Source organism: Selenomonas sp. FC4001 (assembly GCF_000701565.1).
In the GTDB taxonomy this organism is placed as follows: Bacteria; Bacillota; Negativicutes; order Selenomonadales; family Selenomonadaceae; genus Selenomonas_A; species Selenomonas_A ruminantium_B.
This window is the reverse complement of record NZ_KL370794.1, coordinates 111874-129912: the sequence shown is the minus strand read 5'-3', so window position 1 is coordinate 129912 and position 18039 is coordinate 111874. Positions and strand designations below refer to the sequence as shown.

Sequence of the window (18039 nt, the reverse complement as noted above, 5' to 3'; positions counted from 1 at the left end):
TGCAATGAGTCAAAAAGAAAATGTCCAACGCTTAATTCACCAGCTAAAAACAGAACAAGCTGCCAAATATAAAAATGGCATTTATCATTATACGCAGACCAGTCTTGCCTACAACAGCAACCGCATTGAAGGCAGCAAGCTCAGTCATGAACATACCATAAACCTGTTCAACACCCATACGATTCTCAGCAACGGCGACGAAGTCATCGACAGCAATGACATCATCGAAACTATGAACCACTTCCGGGCCTTTGACTATATCCTGAAAAACTATGACCAGCCCACAGATGAAAATTATATCAAGCACCTGCACAAAATTCTCAAAGCCAATACGACCGATGCCGACCTTGACTGGTTCAATGTAGGCGAATACAAAGCTTTGCCCAATACCATTGGCGATAAAGAAACCTGCGCTCCCGATAATGTAGCAGAAGAAATCCAGAAACTGCTGACGCATTATCAAAACATAAGCAGCCATGATTTCCATGACCTGCTCAAATTTCATGTAGACTTTGAAGCCATTCATCCCTTCCAGGATGGAAATGGACGAGTAGGACGCCTGTTGCTCTTCAAAGACTGCCTGGCCTTCGGTATCATCCCCTTCATCATCGACAATGACCACAAACAATTTTACTACCGCGGCTTGCGGGAATTCTACCGTGAGCCGGGGTATCTGACTGACACCTGCCTCTCCGCGCAGGATAAGTACACAGCTTACTGCAAACACTTTGTAAAAGATTTCAGCTAAGGTTTTAACTAATAACCTAACAATAAGCGGCAGGCGGGGACTAGCTGACAGCAGCGTCAGGCACGGAACGTAAAGAAAATATTTTTTATCATACGACAAAAAGGGCTGGAAAAGTCAACTGTCTGAGCACAGCGAGTTTTGACTTTTCCAGCCCTTAAATTAAAGATAAAAAATATTTTTAGTTCCGCGCCGAAGCAGCTGGCAGTCAGTCTCCGCCTGTCGCGCCTTGTGCCACGAACTCAATCGTGGTAATAAACCTTGCCGCCGATAACGGTCTTGTGAATCTGCACCTCTTCATCAAAGATAACAATATCCGCCCGCTTCCCACTTTCCAGCGAGCCAACTTCCTCATACAGCGCCAATTCCTGCGCCGGTGTCTTCGTCACCATCTCGATAATCTGCGGCAGCTCCGCTCCCGTATTTTCCCAGAAAATCTTAACGCAGCGGTTCATCGTCGCCACACTGCCGGCAATGGTGCCGTCTTTTAGCGTGGCGAGTTCCCCCTTGACAAAGACTTCCTGCCCGCCCAATTCCGAGGGGCCATCGCCCAAGCCGCAGGCACGCAGGCTGTCGGTAATCAGCACGATGTTCTTCCCGCCCTTGGCATGGTATAAGAGCCGCTGCGCCGCAGGATGACTATGCACATTATCGGCAATGATTTCACAGTTGGCATCGGTATCAAAAGCCGCACCTACCACGCCGGGTGCACGGTGACTAAAGCCAGTCATAGCATTATAAACATGAGTGAAGTGATGAATGCCATGTTCCTTAACTGCGCTGACTGCCGTATCGTAATCTGCCGCGGTATGACCGATGGACACGGTGATGCCGGCAGCATGGCATTTATCCACGAAATCGTAATCCGGCAATTCTTCGGGAGCCAGCGTAATGATTTTTACTACCTTTTCCCAAGGCTTCACCATTTTGTAATCTGCCTGACGGATATTTTTCTCCGCCTGTGCGCCCTTCTTTGCGGGACTGATAAATGGGCCTTCCATATGAGCACCAAGTACACGCGCGCCCATAGGCTGGCTTTCCATGGCCTCCATGACAGTAGCCAGAGCGTCCTCAACCTCATGCCATCTGCAAGTCATAGTCGTGGGCAAAAAGCCCGTTACGCCGGTCTGCGCCTGCAGTCTGGCCATGCGGGCCAAGGCTTCCTCCGTACCATCCATGGTGTCCGCTCCGGCACAGCCATGAATATGGACATTGAGGAATCCCGGCGCCACATAATTTCCTTGGGCGTCAATCACCTCTGCATTCTTGGGAATTTCCCCTTCTGCCACAAAGCCTTGGATGTTCTCCCCATCACAGAGCAGGACGCCCTCTTGACGAATGATGAAATCGCCTGCTTCATTGGGGACAATAAACTTGCCGTTCTGAATTGCTAACACGAAACTGCGCCTCTTTTCTCCAGTTGTTTAGTCTTCTACATAATGGCTGAAACTGCCGATAACGAGCTGTGGGAATTCCGCATGGAGGGTTTCGATAAACTTCCGCGTGCCCACAGCCTTGCCCTGCGGTTCCGGCATGATGTCGAGGAACGCATCGGGGTCGATATTAAGGTTGCGCACCTGAATCATCTGCACCGGCAGTTCGCGGAAAAATTCCTGCCAAGCCGCCAGTTCTTCCTCGCGGTCATTGAAACCGGGGAAATACAGCAGGTTCAAGGACACATAAACGCCCTTATCCAAGGCATAGCGAATGGATTCCTTGACGTTTTCTAGATGATAGCTCGCGCGGTAATAGGCATCATAGCCTTCCTCGCGGGCGCTGATAATCGACACGCGCAAAGAGTCCAGACCAGCGTCCACAATTTTCTTGACGCCTTCCGTCCAGCCCACGTTGGAATTCATGTTAATCTGGCCCTTATCGGTCTGCTGGCGAATCAGCTTAATGCCCGCGGCGATATTATCCGCCGCCAGACTCGGCTCGCCTTCGCAGCCCTGACCGAAACTGATGATACCATCGGGGGCCACCTGCAGATGGTACACGCCGACTTCGGCAATTTCCTCCGGCGTTGGACGGAAGTTAATGCGCTGCTGCGGGGACGGACAGCACTCAGCGGGCTGCAGAGAGATACAGCCAAAGCAATTGGCATTGCAGACCGGCGAAGTTGGAATCCCGCATTCCCAGCGGCGATAGAAAAGGTTCTGCGCCGTACAGCAGTGCCATTTTAAGGAACAGCCTGCGACCTGCTCCACAATGCGATTGCCCGGCAAATCCTTCTTCGTGCGCTTGACGAGGTTTTTGAGGTCCTTGGTATTGTAATGCACGGGGTCCCATTTCTCGTTTTCGTCCGTATAAACGGCGGCGCAGTAAAGCTCATCCTTGTAGACAACCACTGCCGTATAGCCATATAACGGCAGGCGCTCCGCTTCTTCGGCACGTTCATAGGCCGGCATATAGAGTCGCGTATAACCGGCCGGCAGAATCGCGGCCACAGCCAGCCCGCTGATGGGCATAATCTCACCGTCGCTGGCCATGCCCACTGCCAGATGGTCGGGCAAGAGCATTAAATCTGCACTTTCCGGCAGAGGAATCAAGTCCTCCGGCTTAAGCAGGATATTCTCCCGTCCTGTACGGCCCATCCCCTGCATGCCCGGAGCATCTAAGATATTGCCATCCTCATCGGCATAGACAGCCGTAATCAACTCATTCTGCGGCATTTTCTGTGCCTCCTTCCTGCGTTTCCACCGCTGCTTCAACAGCCTTCTTTTTCTTCTGCTTCTTGGGATTATACTTATTCATCGCCATATCCACATCTTCCGTCACGATGCACTCCACTGCGGGCAATAGATAGTTTATCGCCTCTTTAATTTTCGGCTTGTCCTCATCCGTAAACGGTGCCAGCACATGGTTGACCACCGTCCAGCCCGGCAGGGGACGGCCAATGCCAATCCGCACGCGGGCAAAGTGTTCATCCCCCAAATGCGCCAGTACGGATTTAATGCCATTATGGCCGCCCGCACTGCCCTTTTTGCGGATGCGTACCATGCCCGCCGGAATATCCATATCGTCATGGACAACGATTAAATCCTCCGGCTCCAGCTTGTAAAAATTCATCAACGGTCCGATTGCCCGCCCGCTTTCGTTCATATAGGTCAGGGGCTTGACGAGCAGAATCTTTTCCGTGCCCAAAAAGCCTTGCGCGACTTTGGCATCGAATTTATCCTGCCAGTTATCAATGCCCAATTTGTCTGCCAGCGCATCCACCAGCATAAAGCCGACATTATGCTTGGTCGCGGCATATTCGCTGCCGGGATTGCCCAGGCCTGCAATTATTTTCATATCCATTTCCTTTCTGTTTAATAAGGTGCTGTGAACTTACAGTTTATCGATGTCATTGCGAGATTTCTTTTAGTTGTTACAGCTCAGTGGGGCGGAGATGGTAATACTTTTCGCCGTTGCACTAAATGACCCACAAGTAAATTTATGGGCTTTTAGCTGCCTGCGCCGGGCAAGACCGGCGGCGCGTATGTTCATCTCAATGCCTAGCTGATGACGTTTGTGGGCCAGTCCTCACTGCGTTCGGACAGTCGTTCCACGGCGAAAAGCATCACCACCTCCATCCTAAGCGATGTTCGTATAAAACGATATTTTCGCGGTGACAAGCAACAAGTACATCGATGTTTTTGTAACAGGAGCAACGAGTTCGTGGCAATAGCATAGGCCGTATCTTGGGGCGAACGAGGGAGTGATTTTTCTGTAGGGAGCGACTGCCTGAACGCAGTAAAGCCCGGCCCGACGTAGGCAGCTACTAGAAAACACGTTGAGAGACGCGCCGCCGGCCTGCCCGGCGCATATAGCTAAACAGCGATTTCTTTCAGGGAGGGTCGTTTAGCGGAAAACAGAAAAATTACTCCCTCGTTTGCCCCTAACTGCGCATGAACAGGATACCTTTATCACGAACTCCCCGACAAACTGCAATTTGCAAAAAGTGCGTTGAATTGTATGTCAACGCACTTTCTGTTTATAAAGGGATATTTCACAGCCCCTTTTACTTACATATTATCTGCCGTCGGGTCGCCCACTAAGAACAGATAGGCGATTACGATTATGCCCAGTACGATACGATACCAGCCAAAGGCCTTGAAGTCATTAGTCTTGATATAGCTCAAGAGGAACTTGATGGACAGGATGGAAACGATAAAGGCCGTAACCATGCCCACCACCATGATGACGATTTCCGCGCCCGTGTAATGCAGGCCGAACTTGACCATCTTGAGGAGGCTCGCGCCGAACATGACCGGAATAGCCAGGAAGAACGTAAATTCCGCAGCGACGATACGGCTGGCACCAAAGAGGATACCGCCGATAATGGTCGCACCGGAACGGCTGGTACCCGGCACCAAAGAAAGCACCTGGAACAGGCCGATAATGAACGCCGTACGGTAATCCAAGTTTGCCAAGTCGTTAATCCGCGGACGGCGGTGCTTGTTGTAATTCTCAATCCAAATAAAGAGCAGGCCGTAGAAGATAAGCGTCGTGGCCACCACCGGCGCCGTCATGAAATGCTCTTCCATGTACTTGTTGAACATCAGGCCAATCACGGCTGCGGGAATGCAGGCCACGATAACCTTCATCCACAGGCTCACCGTATCCCGCTTTTCCTTCTTCGTCTTCCAATCCGACCAGGGATTGAGCTTTTCAAAATTCAATGCCACAACGGCCAGAATGGCGCCCAGCTGAATTACCACCAGGAACATATCCATAAAGTCCTTGCTGACATCCAGCTTGATAAACTCGTCCACCAGAATCATATGACCGGTACTCGATACCGGCAGCCATTCCGTCAGACCTTCTACAATACCGAGAACTACTACTTTCAGCAGTTCCACTATGCTTAAATCCACCGTATTACTTCCTCTCGCTACTCTCTATTAACTTCCGCTTCTGCTCGTGAGTCAGCTGTTTGATATGCCACTCACGGCTCTGCGCCTCCCGCTTATCGGCAAAGGCTTCAAAATAGACAAGACGCACAGGCAGGCGGGCGCGGGTGTATTTCCCGCCCCGGCCTGCGTTGTGCGTCCTGACCCGCTTTTCGAGGTCATTTGTCCAGCCTGTATAAAAACTGCCGTCACTGCACTCTAAAATATAGGTGTAGTTCTCGTCCTTATTTGGCATCTTTAATGGTAACTTTTTCCATCACGACTTTTTCCAGCGGACGGTCAGCAAAATCCGTCTCGCTGTGGCCGATGGTGCGGACAACATCCATACCCTTTACCACTTTACCAAAGATGGTGTGCTTGCCGTTGAGCCAAGGAGTCTTATCGAGCGTGATGAAGAACTGGCTGCCGCCCGTGTGGGGCATACCCGTGTTGGCCATAGCAAGAATACCCTCGCCATCAAAACGCAGGTCATCCAGGAATTCATCCTCGATGGTGTAACCCGGGCCGCCCATGCCCGTACCCTGCGGGTCGCCGCCCTGAATCATAAAGCCATCAATGACACGATGGAAAATCACGCCATTGTAGAAGCCTTTTTCCGTCAGGTCGATAAAGTTCTTCGTCGTAATCGGGGTCTTATCCTCGAAGAGTTCAATTTCAAAGGTACCTTTGTTGGTTTCAAAAACTGCAATGCGATTAGCCACTTTTTTGCCTCCATTATCTTTACCGCCAGCGATGCAGCCCGCTGAAAGAGCCGTCATCAATACCAGCATCATAATCAATATCTTTTTCATTGTACAAAATTCCCCTCTCTAATGCAACCATAAATTACCGCCCGTTACTGCTGTAACGATGAATCACCGCGCCAGTCTTGACGCCCGGCGAACTAAAGCCATGCCCCATGACTTCGCTTGCCGACATGATAATCACAAAGGCATCCGGGTCAATGGCGTTTATAATCATCTTCATCTTGGCCACCTGCGTTAAGGTCACCACCACGAACACCACATTGCGTTCCCGGCGGGTAAACGCGCCCTGCCCATGCAGGAAGGTTACGCCGCGGCCCACTTCCATAATGCCCTCGGCAATGGATTCTGCCTGATTGGACACGATTAAAAGCGCCTTGCGGCTGTTAAAGCCCGCAATCACCTTATCCGTCACCATGGCATTCATGAACATGCAAATAAGCGTAAGCATAGCCGGTGCCACACCGAACATAAACGCCGCCGCCAGCATCACCAGACAGTTAAAGCCAAAAATCACGCCGCCCATATTAAAGGAATAAAACTTCTTGGCAATGGCACCGACAATATCAAAGCCGCCGGTACTGCCGTTCATGCGGAACACAATACCATAACCAATACCATTGAACACACCGCCAAAGATAGCCGCCAGCATGTAATCATTGACCGGCGCATAGGCGTTTAATGGCTTGGTAAAGTCCAGACAAAAAGAAAAAATCGCCGTACCGATGACCACATCACAGGTATAGCCCTTGCCGAGCAGCCGCCAGGCCGCCATCAATAGCGGAATATTATAGGCAAAAGTCTGCACACCAATGGGCAGATGCGTGAGGTAATAGACAATCATGGCAATGCCCGTAGCACCGCCCGTCAGCAGGTGGGAAGGCACCAGAAAGAGATTGATGGAGCAGCTGGCAATCAGACAGCCCACCGTAATGCCCACATAACGCAATAAGCGGTGCTCCAACAGCCTGAGCTGAATCATCTGCCTAAGCCTCCCACACGCACTTCTTTATCCTGCGGCAAGTTGGAAAGGTCAATTTCCATATGGACATTATCATCATCAATATCCCCCGGCGTCATCATCGGGTCCCCTTCTTCGGTCATAGCCGTCTGCTCGGCCTCATCCAACGGCAGATTGGTGATGTGCAAATCCAGCAGATGGCCGTCCTCAGAATCCACCTTTAACAGCAGATGCTGATGAGGATGTTTTTCCCGGCTATAAATCAAATAATAATCCCCATCCACAAACTTCCGCGGGGTCTTGCCATAGACTTTTTCCAGCCAGAACTTCGTGGCGCCCTGCCGTACATTGCGGCGGGCAACATAAGTTTCCATATCCACGGTAAAGTCCACGACTTTCCCCGTGCGCACCGCAACGCTGGCCTCGCTGCGGTCTTTATAAACATAAGTCTTGACCTTTACGCCCTGCTTGATAACGGTTTTATCATAGAGCGCTTCGCCCCACTTCGCCTGCAGAACGCTTTCACTGTCACCAAGCATTACGCCCTTGCAGGAAAAATCCTCGTCCACGACTTTCCCCGCCGCCAAGCATACTGTACTCCACAAGCAAAGCAGCAGCAGGCTAAAAGAAAGCACGCGGCGCATATTCTTTACCATAAGTTCCTCCCGAAATTGCCCTGTTCAAAAATCTTAATCTCCCGGCCATCAGCAGTCGTGCCGATGATTTCCAAATCCCGGGTGCCAATCATAAAGTCCTCATGCACCAGCGAGTCATTGACGCCATGCTGCAGAAGGGTCACGCTGTCCATCTTCTCGCCGCCTGCAATACAGGTCGGATATGCCTTGCCCAAAGCCAGATGGCAGGAGGCATTTTCATCAAACAGGGTATTGTAGAACAAGATGCCACTCTGGGAAATCGGCGAATCAAAGGGTACGAGAGCCACTTCACCTAAGTAGCTTGCTCCCTCATCCGTTTCCAACAGCCCCTTGAGGATTTCCGCGCCTTTTTCCGCCGTATAATCGACAACCTTGCCGTCCTTAAAAACCAGCTTGAAGTTTTCAATCAGATTGCCGTTGTAGTTTAACGGCTTGGAGGCTACAACGGTGCCATTTACGCCATCACGCTTGGGCATACTGTAGACTTCTTCCGTCGGCATATTGGCGGCAAACTCTATGCCCAGCTCCGACGTTTCCGCACCGCCAGCCCAAATATGGCCTTCCGGCAGTTCGATTTCCAAATCGGTGCCGCTGGCATTCTTATAATGAAGCTTGACAAACTTCTGCTCATTGAGGAACTTGGCCGCCTGCTGCAGGAAGTCAATATGCCTGCGCCACTCGGCCACCGTGTCGATTCCTTCGCCAATGCGCACCGTCTTAAAGATGGCCTGCCAAAGTTTTTCCACAGCTTTTTCGGCGGTATCTTCCGGGAATACCTTCGTGGCCCAGCCCTTGGTCGGTACAGACACCACGCACCAGGTATTCTTATTGCTCATGAGACGTTCACGGTACTCTAAGAGCGCCGCACCTGCTGCCTGATTGGCAAGCTTCAATTTCTCCGGCTCAATATCGCTGAAAATCTGCGGGTCACGGGCCGCAATGGACACAAACGCCGCGCCCTGCTTGGCATAATCCTGATAGAATTTCACCCGCCATTCGGGGAACTCGGTAAAGAGTTCCTTCTTGCCATGTTCATAGCGGATATGGGCAGAGAGTTCATCCCCCCAGCTCATGACCACATCATGGGCACCAGCCCGAAAGGCCGCCTCGGAAATCTTGCGGGCAAAGTCCGCACATTCAATCGGGGAATTGATGACCAGAATCTGGTCCTTCTGAATATTTACCCCGACATTTACCACTAATTCTGCATATTTCTGCAACAGTTCTGCCTGCATCACAAAGCCTCCGTATCGAAACATAAGGTCACAGGGCCATCGTTCACCGATTCCACCTGCATATCTGCACCGAATTCACCATGCTCCACCGTCACGCCTAAATCCCGCAAATCCTGCATAAAGACTTCATAGAGTTCATTGGCCATGGCCGGCGGCGCCGCATGACTGAACCCGGGACGGCGTTTCTTCAAGTCCGCATAGAGCGTGAACTGGGAAATCACCAGCATGGAGCCGCCCACCTGTTCGAGGTTCAAGTTCATCTTGCCGGCATCATCGGAGAACACCCGGACATTATAAATCTTCTCGGCCAGTTTCTGTGCCGACTCCGCATTATCCTCTGGCCCAACACCTAAGAGCACCAAAAAGCCCTGTTCAATCGCGCCATTTACTTTTCCTTCAATTTCTACACTGGCGGATTTTACCCGCGTTACCACTGCCCGCACAATTTCACTCCTCTTACTGCATATACGGCGCCGCAAACTCCTGCACCGTCTTAAAATACAATTTTTCGTCCTTCTGACAGGCTACCCCATGAACCGCATCATGGATTAAGAGCAGACTCTTGTCCGGGGCTTTTGCATCCCGGTAAAGCTGCTCGGCCATAGCGGGCGGCACCAAGGCATCCTTCGTGCCATGAATAAACAGGATAGGCACTTTCGAGTGCATAACCGCAACTTCCGGCACCGCCTGATTGAGGCTGAACCCTGCCACCTGCTGACACCGCCAGTCCAAAAGATTCATGGCCGGGAATGCCGGCAGCCCCAAAGACTCGTGTATCTGATGCACGAGCAAATCAAAAGCGCTGGTGTAGCCGCTTTCTTCCACGCAAGCTGCTACATTCTTCGGCAAATCTTCCTCATCACAAGCCATCATCACCGTGGCCGCGCCCATGGACACGCCATGCAGAATAATCTTGGCCTGCGGATAGTAAAGGGCAATCCGTCTGGCCCAGTCCACAATATCCACACTCTCGCGATAGCCCATGGTCAGATAACGACCCTCGCTCTTGCCTGCCGCCCGCAAATCCGGCGTCAACACATGATAACCCATCTTCAGATAATGCGTGGCAATGTAATAGGAATTTTCCTGCGTGCCACCGTACCCATGAACCACGATAACCCATTTATCGGCCCCACTATCCTCATCCGGATAAAAATGCGTAGCCTTTAATATCAGCTTATCGCGGGAAGTCAGCGTCCACTCTTCATTTGTAAAATCCGGTTTATCATAATGCCGTGCTTCCGGCGGCATCAAAAGAGCAAAAGCGCGGGGCGGTTCCTGGGGATTTTCCACGGTGCCCCGTTCGAGCCCGAAGTGTACCGCATAATTGCCAACAAAATATCCCGTCCCCACGACGAATGCCGTAACGACCGCAGCCGTAGTCAGGACTGCCGTCAAGAGACAGGATAAGACCAATTTGTGCATGGAATCACCTTTCTAGCATTCTCAATCCATATAGCAAAGATGTTTCCATTTTATCACTGATAGCGGATTTTTTCTATTATTTTTCCATTAAAACTTACTTTCCCCAACTATTTCCACCTAACCTGCATGATGCAGATAGACCTACTCAATCTAAAACTTCAAATCTTTCTGTCATTATTTTGATTCAACAGTCTTGCTAAAATTGCTCTCATCTATTGCCAAAGCCCAAACTGCGTCTTTATATGCCATACACTCATCAATATACCGCAGATGTCGTTCAATATCATTATCCATCGCTATTACCATCGCCCTAATTGCTTCTTCTAACGAAAAAGCGAATGTACCATCTCCAAATGTGAAAACTCCTATCTGATTCTTACCTATATTTCCAAACCAATCAACACCTACTATTACATCTATTATTCTGTAGTAGCTTTCATATTCCTCACACTCGTACAAGGAATGTTGCAAGCCAAGAATTTTCTGTCCCTTTACATCAAATACTGCTTGTTTCAAATTATGCACTTTAACCGTATTGTTACTTCTTCTTATAAATTTTACTACTTCTTTTGGGAGCTGATTAAAAAATAATTTCAATTTATCAAGCCTGTGCTTTGTAATCGATATCGCTACATCTTTGTAAGCTTTACATTCTTTAATAAACCTTTTCCTGCTCTTTATATCATCATCTAACCCCCGCAATAAAACACCAATAGTTTCCTCAAATGAAAATCCAAACGCACCATCATTAATTGTAAATATCCCCACCTTATCCTTATAGATTTTCTTAAAATTACCACCGTTAATTATTTTCACTACTCTATAATATTTATCGCATTCTTCACACTCTAATATCGAGTGCTGCAAGCTAAAACTATTTTTATTATCAACAGAAGTTCTTTTTCTTATGTTATGTATTAGAATTGACATACTTTGTTCCTCATAACCCAACTTCTCTATATCTCATTTCACTTCTGATACCGCAGCCTTTATTCTAGCATTACGCTTATCCAAAAAATCCAATTCTGCCGCAATATATGCCAGATATTCATCAACCGTTCTGGGTAGCGGATAATCAGTAAAATTGCCATCTCCCAGCCAAAACCGCACCTGCTTATAATCTTCGGTCACACAGTCCTGCAAATAAAAGAAATCTACATATCCTTTGAAATCACTGAACAAGGCATAGAATTCACGGTCTTGCTCCATCACATCTGACAATGGACTATCTTCATCATTATAGAATCTTCGGATGCACTCCATCGTCAAATCCCACCTGTCACGAATCTGCCTATTTGTCCCCCTGCGCTGATTCATACTACCAGAATGCTTAGGGAATATTATTGTTCCACCAATAGTATATGCCCTATGTAGAAAATCCTCCATAAATGCTTTATAATCAGGCACACAACGTACAACATCATCAATCATACGTCTGTAATCCCGATAACGAAAACTAGCCAATATAGAATCGCTACCGAAGTACATATCGCGCCAACTCAGATATGCCATTCCCTTTCTCTGTGTGAGTTCAAGAAATTCACCATTAGGCAGGGACTTACTCCATATTAATTGATGATATCTTTGCAAAGTGGGACTGCAAGCATCCGGGTCGCAGGCACCTGCACCAAGGCCACCATTCCGTTCCCAAAAGCCATCCCAATATCCTGGTGAATCCATAGTGAAGTCAAATCCCACATCAATTATCATTCCAGTCCCCCCCTATTCCCACTTCCACCGCAAAACATTTTGTAGTCTCATATCCATTTCACCTATTATTCTTTCTCATTAATAAAACTTCGCCACAGAAAGTTTTCTTCCTGCCTTTATGACTGATAGTATCATCGATTTCACCGTATCCAAAAAGCCCATAACAAGATATCATCCTGCTATGGGCTTACATTCTTACATATGGGATTTTCACTCTACTTTTTGATTTTGGCTGTCTGCTCCACGCTGTTTGAGCACTTCCACGAAGTGCTTTTCATCAGTCACACAGGCATAATGCTATTTATCAAGGAAGTATTGTGAACTCCACACCATTATCCATGTTTTCCTTTTTGTCCTGCCAACGCATTATGCCATCACGCAGAACAAAGAGGGCACGGCCATCATTATAGACCATCTTGTCTTTGCCTGTGCCATCTTCCGCATAAACATAGTCGATGCGCGTTCCATCACCATTGCTGAAAAGGATAGCCGCAAAATTGTCATAGCTGCAATGATAGACCCAGCGGCTGCCTTCAGCGGCATTGCTTGCCCATTGAATTTCTATCAGGAAACCATTGCCCTCCCGGCTGACTACGGCAGAACAGCGACCACTTCCCCAGACACCCAGATAATCTTCGGCCTTAATGCCCGCACGTTTTTTTTCGTAGCCATTTTCGGCATAGCGCACAAAATGCATGGCTCCATCCTGTCCTGAATAAAGGTCTTTCTGCGTTGCCTTCTTTTCGTCCTTGGCAAAAGCAGCCCATAATTTGTTAGCACTTGTGTACGCCGAATACCAAGGCGAGACTGTGTTCTTATCCTCAAGAACTACGCCGCCGCCTTCCAAAAACGAATACCAATATGATTTTGAACCATCCGGATGTTCTTCTGTCGTTACCTTAACCATGCCAAAGGACTTGCCGTCTTTGTAGGTCATTTCATACTTGCCATCTGCGTAGATGACCAGACTTCGCGCATCAGTTGCACCTGTTTCACGCCAAGTTCCCACTATGGGCTGAATGCTGTCAATAACCGCCGCTGCTTTCTGCACTGCTGTCCCGACACTGTTTGCTGCTGCCACAACAGGTTCTCCTACAGCGATACCGCTGATAAAACAGGCCATTGTCCCAATTAGCAACACGGAACGCAGTATTTTATGCAAAGTTTCCTGCATATTCATTTGCAATCGCCTCCTGCATCACTTAGCCTGCCGCCTTTTCCCAATGCGTCTTGGAATGCCAACGGTGACGATATTTACCGTGATATTCGGGGATATCCGGATTTTGAATGTAGCAGGTATAAGCCACATACTGATTGGCTGGCACATAGACATCGTTCACGTAATGGCGAATGCCTTTATCTGACCACATCTGCTGACCGTTGTCCGCAATCAACGTAAGGTCAATGTCCGTCCACTTGACATAAGCCCCACGGTCGCCGGTGTTTTCAAAGTAACCGACAATTTCTACCTCGCCTGCATGATGCAGATAGACATGCTCAATCTGAAACTTGATGACCGGCCTCGCCTGTACTGCCGACGGCAAAATTGCCGTGCAAAGCAAGGCAAGAACTAAGCACGCAAACAACTTTGATACATACGACCGCATGATTTTTCCTCCTTTTTCTTCTTGTGCCGCTCATTACATACGCTGTTCAGACTTTCCCCGCTGCCTCACATCCCGTCCACTTTAATTATATAATACTATTAGTAAAATTCAAATTATTTTGTTTGTTCTTCTCATAGGATAAAAAGAACGACTGTTACATGCGCACGAAACAAAAACAGGCTTGACATGTCAAATTTTGACATGTCAAGCCCTACAACTATCGTTATTTTATTTTCCCATAGCCGCCACAGCTGCAAATGCTTTTTCTGCCGCTGCAATGGTTCTATCAATATCTTCGTCCGTATGCGCACCGCTCATAAAGAGGGTTTCAAACTGGGACGGGGCAAGGTAGATGCCCTGTTCGAGCATGGCCTTGAACCAAACTTTGAATTTTTCCTGGTCGGCGTTGCAGGAATCTTCGTAGTTCAGCACGTCCTGCTCGCTGAAGAAGATGCCGAACATGGAGCCTGCCTGATGAGCCTGAATGGCAACACCTGCGGCTTTGGCTTTTTCCTGCCAGCCGAGGAGCAGTTTCTTCGTCTTTAAGGTCAGTTCACGGCTGTAATCGGCTTTGCCGTATTCCGGTTCTGCGGTGATAATCTGCAGCGTGGCCAGACCTGCAGTCATGGCCAGCGGATTGCCGGAGAGCGTACCTGCCTGATAAACCGGGCCAGACGGCGAAACCTTGGCCATGATGTCCTTGCGGCCGCCGTAAGCTGCCACGGGCAGGCCGCCGCCGATAATCTTGCCCAGGCAGGTCAAGTCCGGAGTAATGCCGTAAGCTGCCTGCGCGCCGCCCAAGGAAGCACGGAAGCCGCACATCACTTCGTCAAAAATCAGCAGAGCGCCGTGTTTTTCCGTCAAGTCGCGGAGCTTTTTAAGATAGCCCTGCTGGGGCAGAACGAGGCCCATGTTGCCAGCCACCGGCTCCACGATAACAGCAGCTACCTGGTCGCCCACTTCTTCCATAACCTTCGTAATGGCGTCCACGTCATTGTAGGAAACGGAAATGGTGTCCTGAGCCGTGCCTTTCGTCACGCCCGGAGAGCTGGGCACGCCGAAGGTGGCCATGCCGGAACCGGCGTTAACCAACAGGCTGTCGCTATGGCCGTGATAGCAGCCGATGAACTTCACAATCTTTTCCCGGCCCGTATAGCCACGAGCAAGGCGCAGAGCGCTCATAGTGGCTTCGGTGCCGCTGTTTACCATGCGGATGGTTTCAATGGAGGGATAAACTTCCATCACCAGTTTGGCCAGCTCCGACTCAATGCAGGTGGGAGCACCGTAGCTGGTACCGCGGGTAGCAGCTTCCTGAAGGGCCTTTACGACCTTGGGATGGGCATGGCCCACCACCATAGGACCCCAGGAGCCTACATAGTCGATGTATTCATTGCCGTCAATATCGTAAATCTTATCCCCCAGAGCATGGTCGATGAAGGGAGGATTGCAGTCCACGCTCTTGTAGGAACGCACAGGACTGTTAACGCCGCCGGGCATGAGTTCTTTGGCCTCAGCAAAAGCAGCGGCAGATTTAGTGAGATTAAGCATTTGCATCCTCCTTCAGCCAACGGGCCACATCCATCGCATGATAGGTGATGATGATATCGGCACCGGCGCGTTTCATGGAAAGCAGGGTTTCCATGACAATGCGCTTTTCATCAATCCAGCCGTTCTTGGCAGCAGCCTTGACCATGGCATATTCGCCGCTGACGTTGTAAACAGCCACCGGATGATGGATATGGTCGCGCACCTGACGCACGATATCGAGGTAAGCCAGCGCCGGTTTTACCATGATGATGTCAGCGCCTTCGGCAATATCGAGGTCAACTTCCTTGATGGCTTCATGGGCATTAGCCGGGTCCATCTGATACTGACGGCGGTCACCGAAAGCCGGTGCGCTGTCAGCAGCATCACGGAACGGGCCGTAGTACCCCGAAGCATATTTGACCGCATAGCTCATGATCGAGACATTCTGGAAACCATTTTCATCCAAAGCTTCGCGGATAGCGGCTACACGGCCGTCCATCATGTCAGACGGCGCAATGATATCCACACCGCACTGCGCCTGCGAAACAGCAACTTTCTGCAGGAGTTTCAAGGTCTTGTCGTTATCCACGTAATGGCCTTCGAGATGACCGCAGTGGCCGTGGTCGGTATACTCGCACATGCAGACGTCGCCGACAATCATAAGTTCGGGAATTTCTGCCTTAATCGCCTTGATGGCACGCTGTACAGGACTCGTCATATCCCAGGCACTGGAACCATCGGCATCTTTATATTCGGGAATGCCGAATACTTCCACAGAAGGAATGCCCAGTTCCCAGCATTCTTTCGCCGTCTTGACGGCTTCATCTACCGACAGATGGTAGCAGCCCGGCATGGAGGGGATTTCCTCGCGGACGTTTTCGCCCGGCACGACAAACAGCGGATAGACAAAGTCCTTCACCGACAGGCTGGTTTCACGAACCATAGCCCGCATAGCGGGGCTGATGCGCATACGGCGCGGACGGAGTTTCTGTTCATACATGATATAACATCTCCTAGTTATTTGCAGATGGCCTCTACCAGACCATCAATGGTATATTCTTTGGCAATAATATCCGGCTCAATGCCTAATGATTTGGCGGTGTCCGCCGTAACGGGGCCAATGCAGGCCGTCTTTACGCCCTTCAGCACCTCTGCCGAGCCGATAATGTTGATGAGATTCTTGACCGTGGACGAGCTGGTGAAGGTCACCAGGTCAATGCGGCCTTCTTTGAGTTCTGCCGCCAAAGCCTCGCCGTCCACCTGACCGCAGACCGTACGATAAGCAGGTGCGACTTCGACTTCCGCGCCCATCTCACGCAAGGTATCCGGCAGGACTTCCCGTGCTTCTTCGGCACGCGGAATCAGGATTTTGGCATGCGGCGGCAGTTTACCCTTCAGCGCTTCTACCACGCCTTCGGCGCGATATTCCTGCGGGATTACATCAGCCACAAGGCCGTACTGTTTGAGTTTCTCAGCCGTAGCCGAACCGATAGCGGCAATCTTGGCATAACCTAATGCGCGGGCATCCTTACCTGCTTTGAACAAGCGGGCAAAGAATCGGCCTACACCATTGGCACTCGTAAAAATCAGCCAGTGATAATCCGCTACATGGTCAATGGCCTTATCCAAAGCGGCATAGTTATCTACAGGGTCAGCCAAAGCGATAGCCGGTGTTTCCATAACCTCTGCACCGAGGTTTTCCAATTTTGCCGTCAGTTTAGATGCCTGACTGCGTGCTCTGGTCACGAGAATCCGCTTGCCAAACAAGGGCCGCTGTGAGAGGTTATCGAACCACTGCAAGCTGTCCCGCAGTTTCACAACTTCGCCCACGATAAAGATAGCGGGCGGCTTAATGCCGTTTTTCGCCACATCTTCGGCGGCCTTGCCCACCGTGGTAATCAGCGTGCGCTGTTCCGGCTTAGTGCCCCAACGGATAACAGCAGCCGGCGTATCGGCACTGCGGCCGTTTTCAATCAACTTGCTCGTGATATGCGGCAGGTTGGCTACGCCCATCAGGAACACGAGTGTATCCACGCCCGTAGCGAGGTGCTCCCAGCGCATATTGCTCTTGCCCTTAGTCGGGTCTTCATGCCCCGTCACCACGGCAAAGGAAGTCGCTACCGCGCGATGGGTCACGGGAATGCCCGCATAGGCCGGCACGGAAATCGCCGACGTGATGCCCGGCACGATTTCAAAGGGCAGATTGTTTTCCCGTAGCAGCAGCCCTTCTTCGCCGCCTCGGCCGAATACAAAGGGGTCGCCGCCTTTAAGGCGCACGACGCATTTGCCTTCTTTGGCCTTATCCACCAACAGTTGGTTGATATCTTCCTGTTTCATGGTGTGGTTGCTCGATGCCTTGCCCACATAGATGTATTCGGCATCTTCCGGCGCCCAGCGCAAGATGCGGTCATCGGCCAGACGGTCATAGACCACCACATCGGCCATTTTTAGGCAATCCACTGCCTTCATGCTGATAAGCCGGTAATCTCCGGGGCCTGCACCTACTAAATAAACCATTCCTGCCATATATGTCAT

Annotated in this window: 19 protein-coding genes; 1 reads left to right on the top strand and 18 read right to left on the bottom strand. The window is 50.2% G+C overall.

Going from position 1 to position 18039, the window contains the following annotated elements; translation table 11 throughout:
• Positions 1–4: 4 nt before the first annotated feature.
• On the top strand, positions 5–748 hold the full coding sequence (locus tag T320_RS13555) for a Fic family protein (protein ID WP_037356954.1): 744 nt from the start codon (positions 5–7) through the stop codon (positions 746–748).
• A gap of 239 nt (positions 749–987) precedes the next feature.
• On the opposite strand, the gene nagA is transcribed toward T320_RS13555, so the two are convergent.
• From nagA to cobA, 18 genes are all read right to left on the bottom strand, one after another.
• Entirely contained in the window at positions 988–2142 is a 1155-nt protein-coding gene (nagA, locus tag T320_RS13550) for an N-acetylglucosamine-6-phosphate deacetylase (RefSeq protein WP_037356951.1), read from the bottom strand.
• Positions 2143–2169: 27 nt separating this feature from the next.
• Entirely contained in the window at positions 2170–3417 is a 1248-nt protein-coding gene (locus tag T320_RS13545; protein WP_037356948.1) for a radical SAM family protein, read from the bottom strand.
• Positions 3404–4039 (bottom strand): aminoacyl-tRNA hydrolase, encoded by a 636-nt coding sequence (pth, locus tag T320_RS13540; RefSeq protein ID WP_037356945.1) that lies wholly within the window; start codon positions 4037–4039, stop codon positions 3404–3406. The genes T320_RS13545 and pth overlap by 14 nt, the downstream gene beginning before the upstream one ends.
• Before the next feature lie 713 nt (positions 4040–4752).
• On the bottom strand, positions 4753–5604 hold the full coding sequence (locus tag T320_RS13535; protein WP_197019445.1) for an undecaprenyl-diphosphate phosphatase: 852 nt from the start codon (positions 5602–5604) through the stop codon (positions 4753–4755).
• A 4-nt stretch (positions 5605–5608) separates the two neighbouring features.
• Positions 5609–5875 (bottom strand): GIY-YIG nuclease family protein, encoded by a 267-nt coding sequence (locus tag T320_RS13530; protein WP_037356942.1) that lies wholly within the window; start codon positions 5873–5875, stop codon positions 5609–5611.
• Positions 5865–6431, bottom strand: a complete 567-nt coding sequence (locus T320_RS13525; protein ID WP_037356939.1) for a peptidylprolyl isomerase — start codon at positions 6429–6431, stop codon at positions 5865–5867. Before T320_RS13525 ends, T320_RS13530 begins: the two co-directional genes overlap by 11 nt.
• Before the next feature lie 34 nt (positions 6432–6465).
• Positions 6466–7365 carry a YitT family protein gene (locus T320_RS13520; protein ID WP_037356936.1) on the bottom strand — a complete coding sequence of 300 codons (900 nt, stop codon included), beginning with the start codon at positions 7363–7365 and terminating at the stop codon, positions 6466–6468.
• A complete protein-coding gene (locus T320_RS13515; protein ID WP_037356933.1) occupies positions 7362–8000 on the bottom strand; it encodes a hypothetical protein in 639 nt (212 codons plus the stop codon). Before T320_RS13515 ends, T320_RS13520 begins: the two co-directional genes overlap by 4 nt.
• Positions 7994–9235: an aminopeptidase gene (locus T320_RS13510; protein ID WP_037356932.1), complete on the bottom strand. Its 1242-nt coding sequence runs from the start codon at positions 9233–9235 to the stop codon at positions 7994–7996. Before T320_RS13510 ends, T320_RS13515 begins: the two co-directional genes overlap by 7 nt.
• Positions 9235–9678, bottom strand: coding sequence for a D-aminoacyl-tRNA deacylase (dtd, locus tag T320_RS13505; protein ID WP_026760127.1), 444 nt, complete (start codon positions 9676–9678; stop codon positions 9235–9237). Before dtd ends, T320_RS13510 begins: the two co-directional genes overlap by 1 nt.
• A gap of 13 nt (positions 9679–9691) precedes the next feature.
• Positions 9692–10660, bottom strand: coding sequence for an alpha/beta hydrolase (locus T320_RS13500; protein WP_037356930.1), 969 nt, complete (start codon positions 10658–10660; stop codon positions 9692–9694).
• Between the two features lie 174 nt (positions 10661–10834).
• On the bottom strand, positions 10835–11590 hold the full coding sequence (locus tag T320_RS13495; protein ID WP_037356928.1) for a hypothetical protein: 756 nt from the start codon (positions 11588–11590) through the stop codon (positions 10835–10837).
• 33 nt (positions 11591–11623) lie between these two features.
• Positions 11624–12370, bottom strand: coding sequence for a DUF6994 family protein (locus tag T320_RS13490; protein WP_037356925.1), 747 nt, complete (start codon positions 12368–12370; stop codon positions 11624–11626).
• Positions 12371–12674: 304 nt separating this feature from the next.
• Positions 12675–13550: a hypothetical protein gene (locus T320_RS13485; RefSeq protein ID WP_037356923.1), complete on the bottom strand. Its 876-nt coding sequence runs from the start codon at positions 13548–13550 to the stop codon at positions 12675–12677.
• 22 nt (positions 13551–13572) lie between these two features.
• Positions 13573–13977, bottom strand: coding sequence for a hypothetical protein (locus T320_RS13480; protein WP_037356921.1), 405 nt, complete (start codon positions 13975–13977; stop codon positions 13573–13575).
• Positions 13978–14205: 228 nt separating this feature from the next.
• Positions 14206–15525 (bottom strand): glutamate-1-semialdehyde 2,1-aminomutase, encoded by a 1320-nt coding sequence (gene hemL / locus T320_RS13475; RefSeq protein ID WP_037356919.1) that lies wholly within the window; start codon positions 15523–15525, stop codon positions 14206–14208.
• Complete coding sequence (gene hemB / locus T320_RS13470) at positions 15518–16504, bottom strand: porphobilinogen synthase (RefSeq protein WP_026766797.1); 987 nt, start codon at positions 16502–16504, stop codon at positions 15518–15520. The genes hemL and hemB overlap by 8 nt, the downstream gene beginning before the upstream one ends.
• 17 nt (positions 16505–16521) lie before the next feature.
• Positions 16522–18030: a uroporphyrinogen-III C-methyltransferase gene (gene cobA, locus T320_RS13465; protein ID WP_037356917.1), complete on the bottom strand. Its 1509-nt coding sequence runs from the start codon at positions 18028–18030 to the stop codon at positions 16522–16524.
• Positions 18031–18039: the final 9 nt, after the last annotated feature.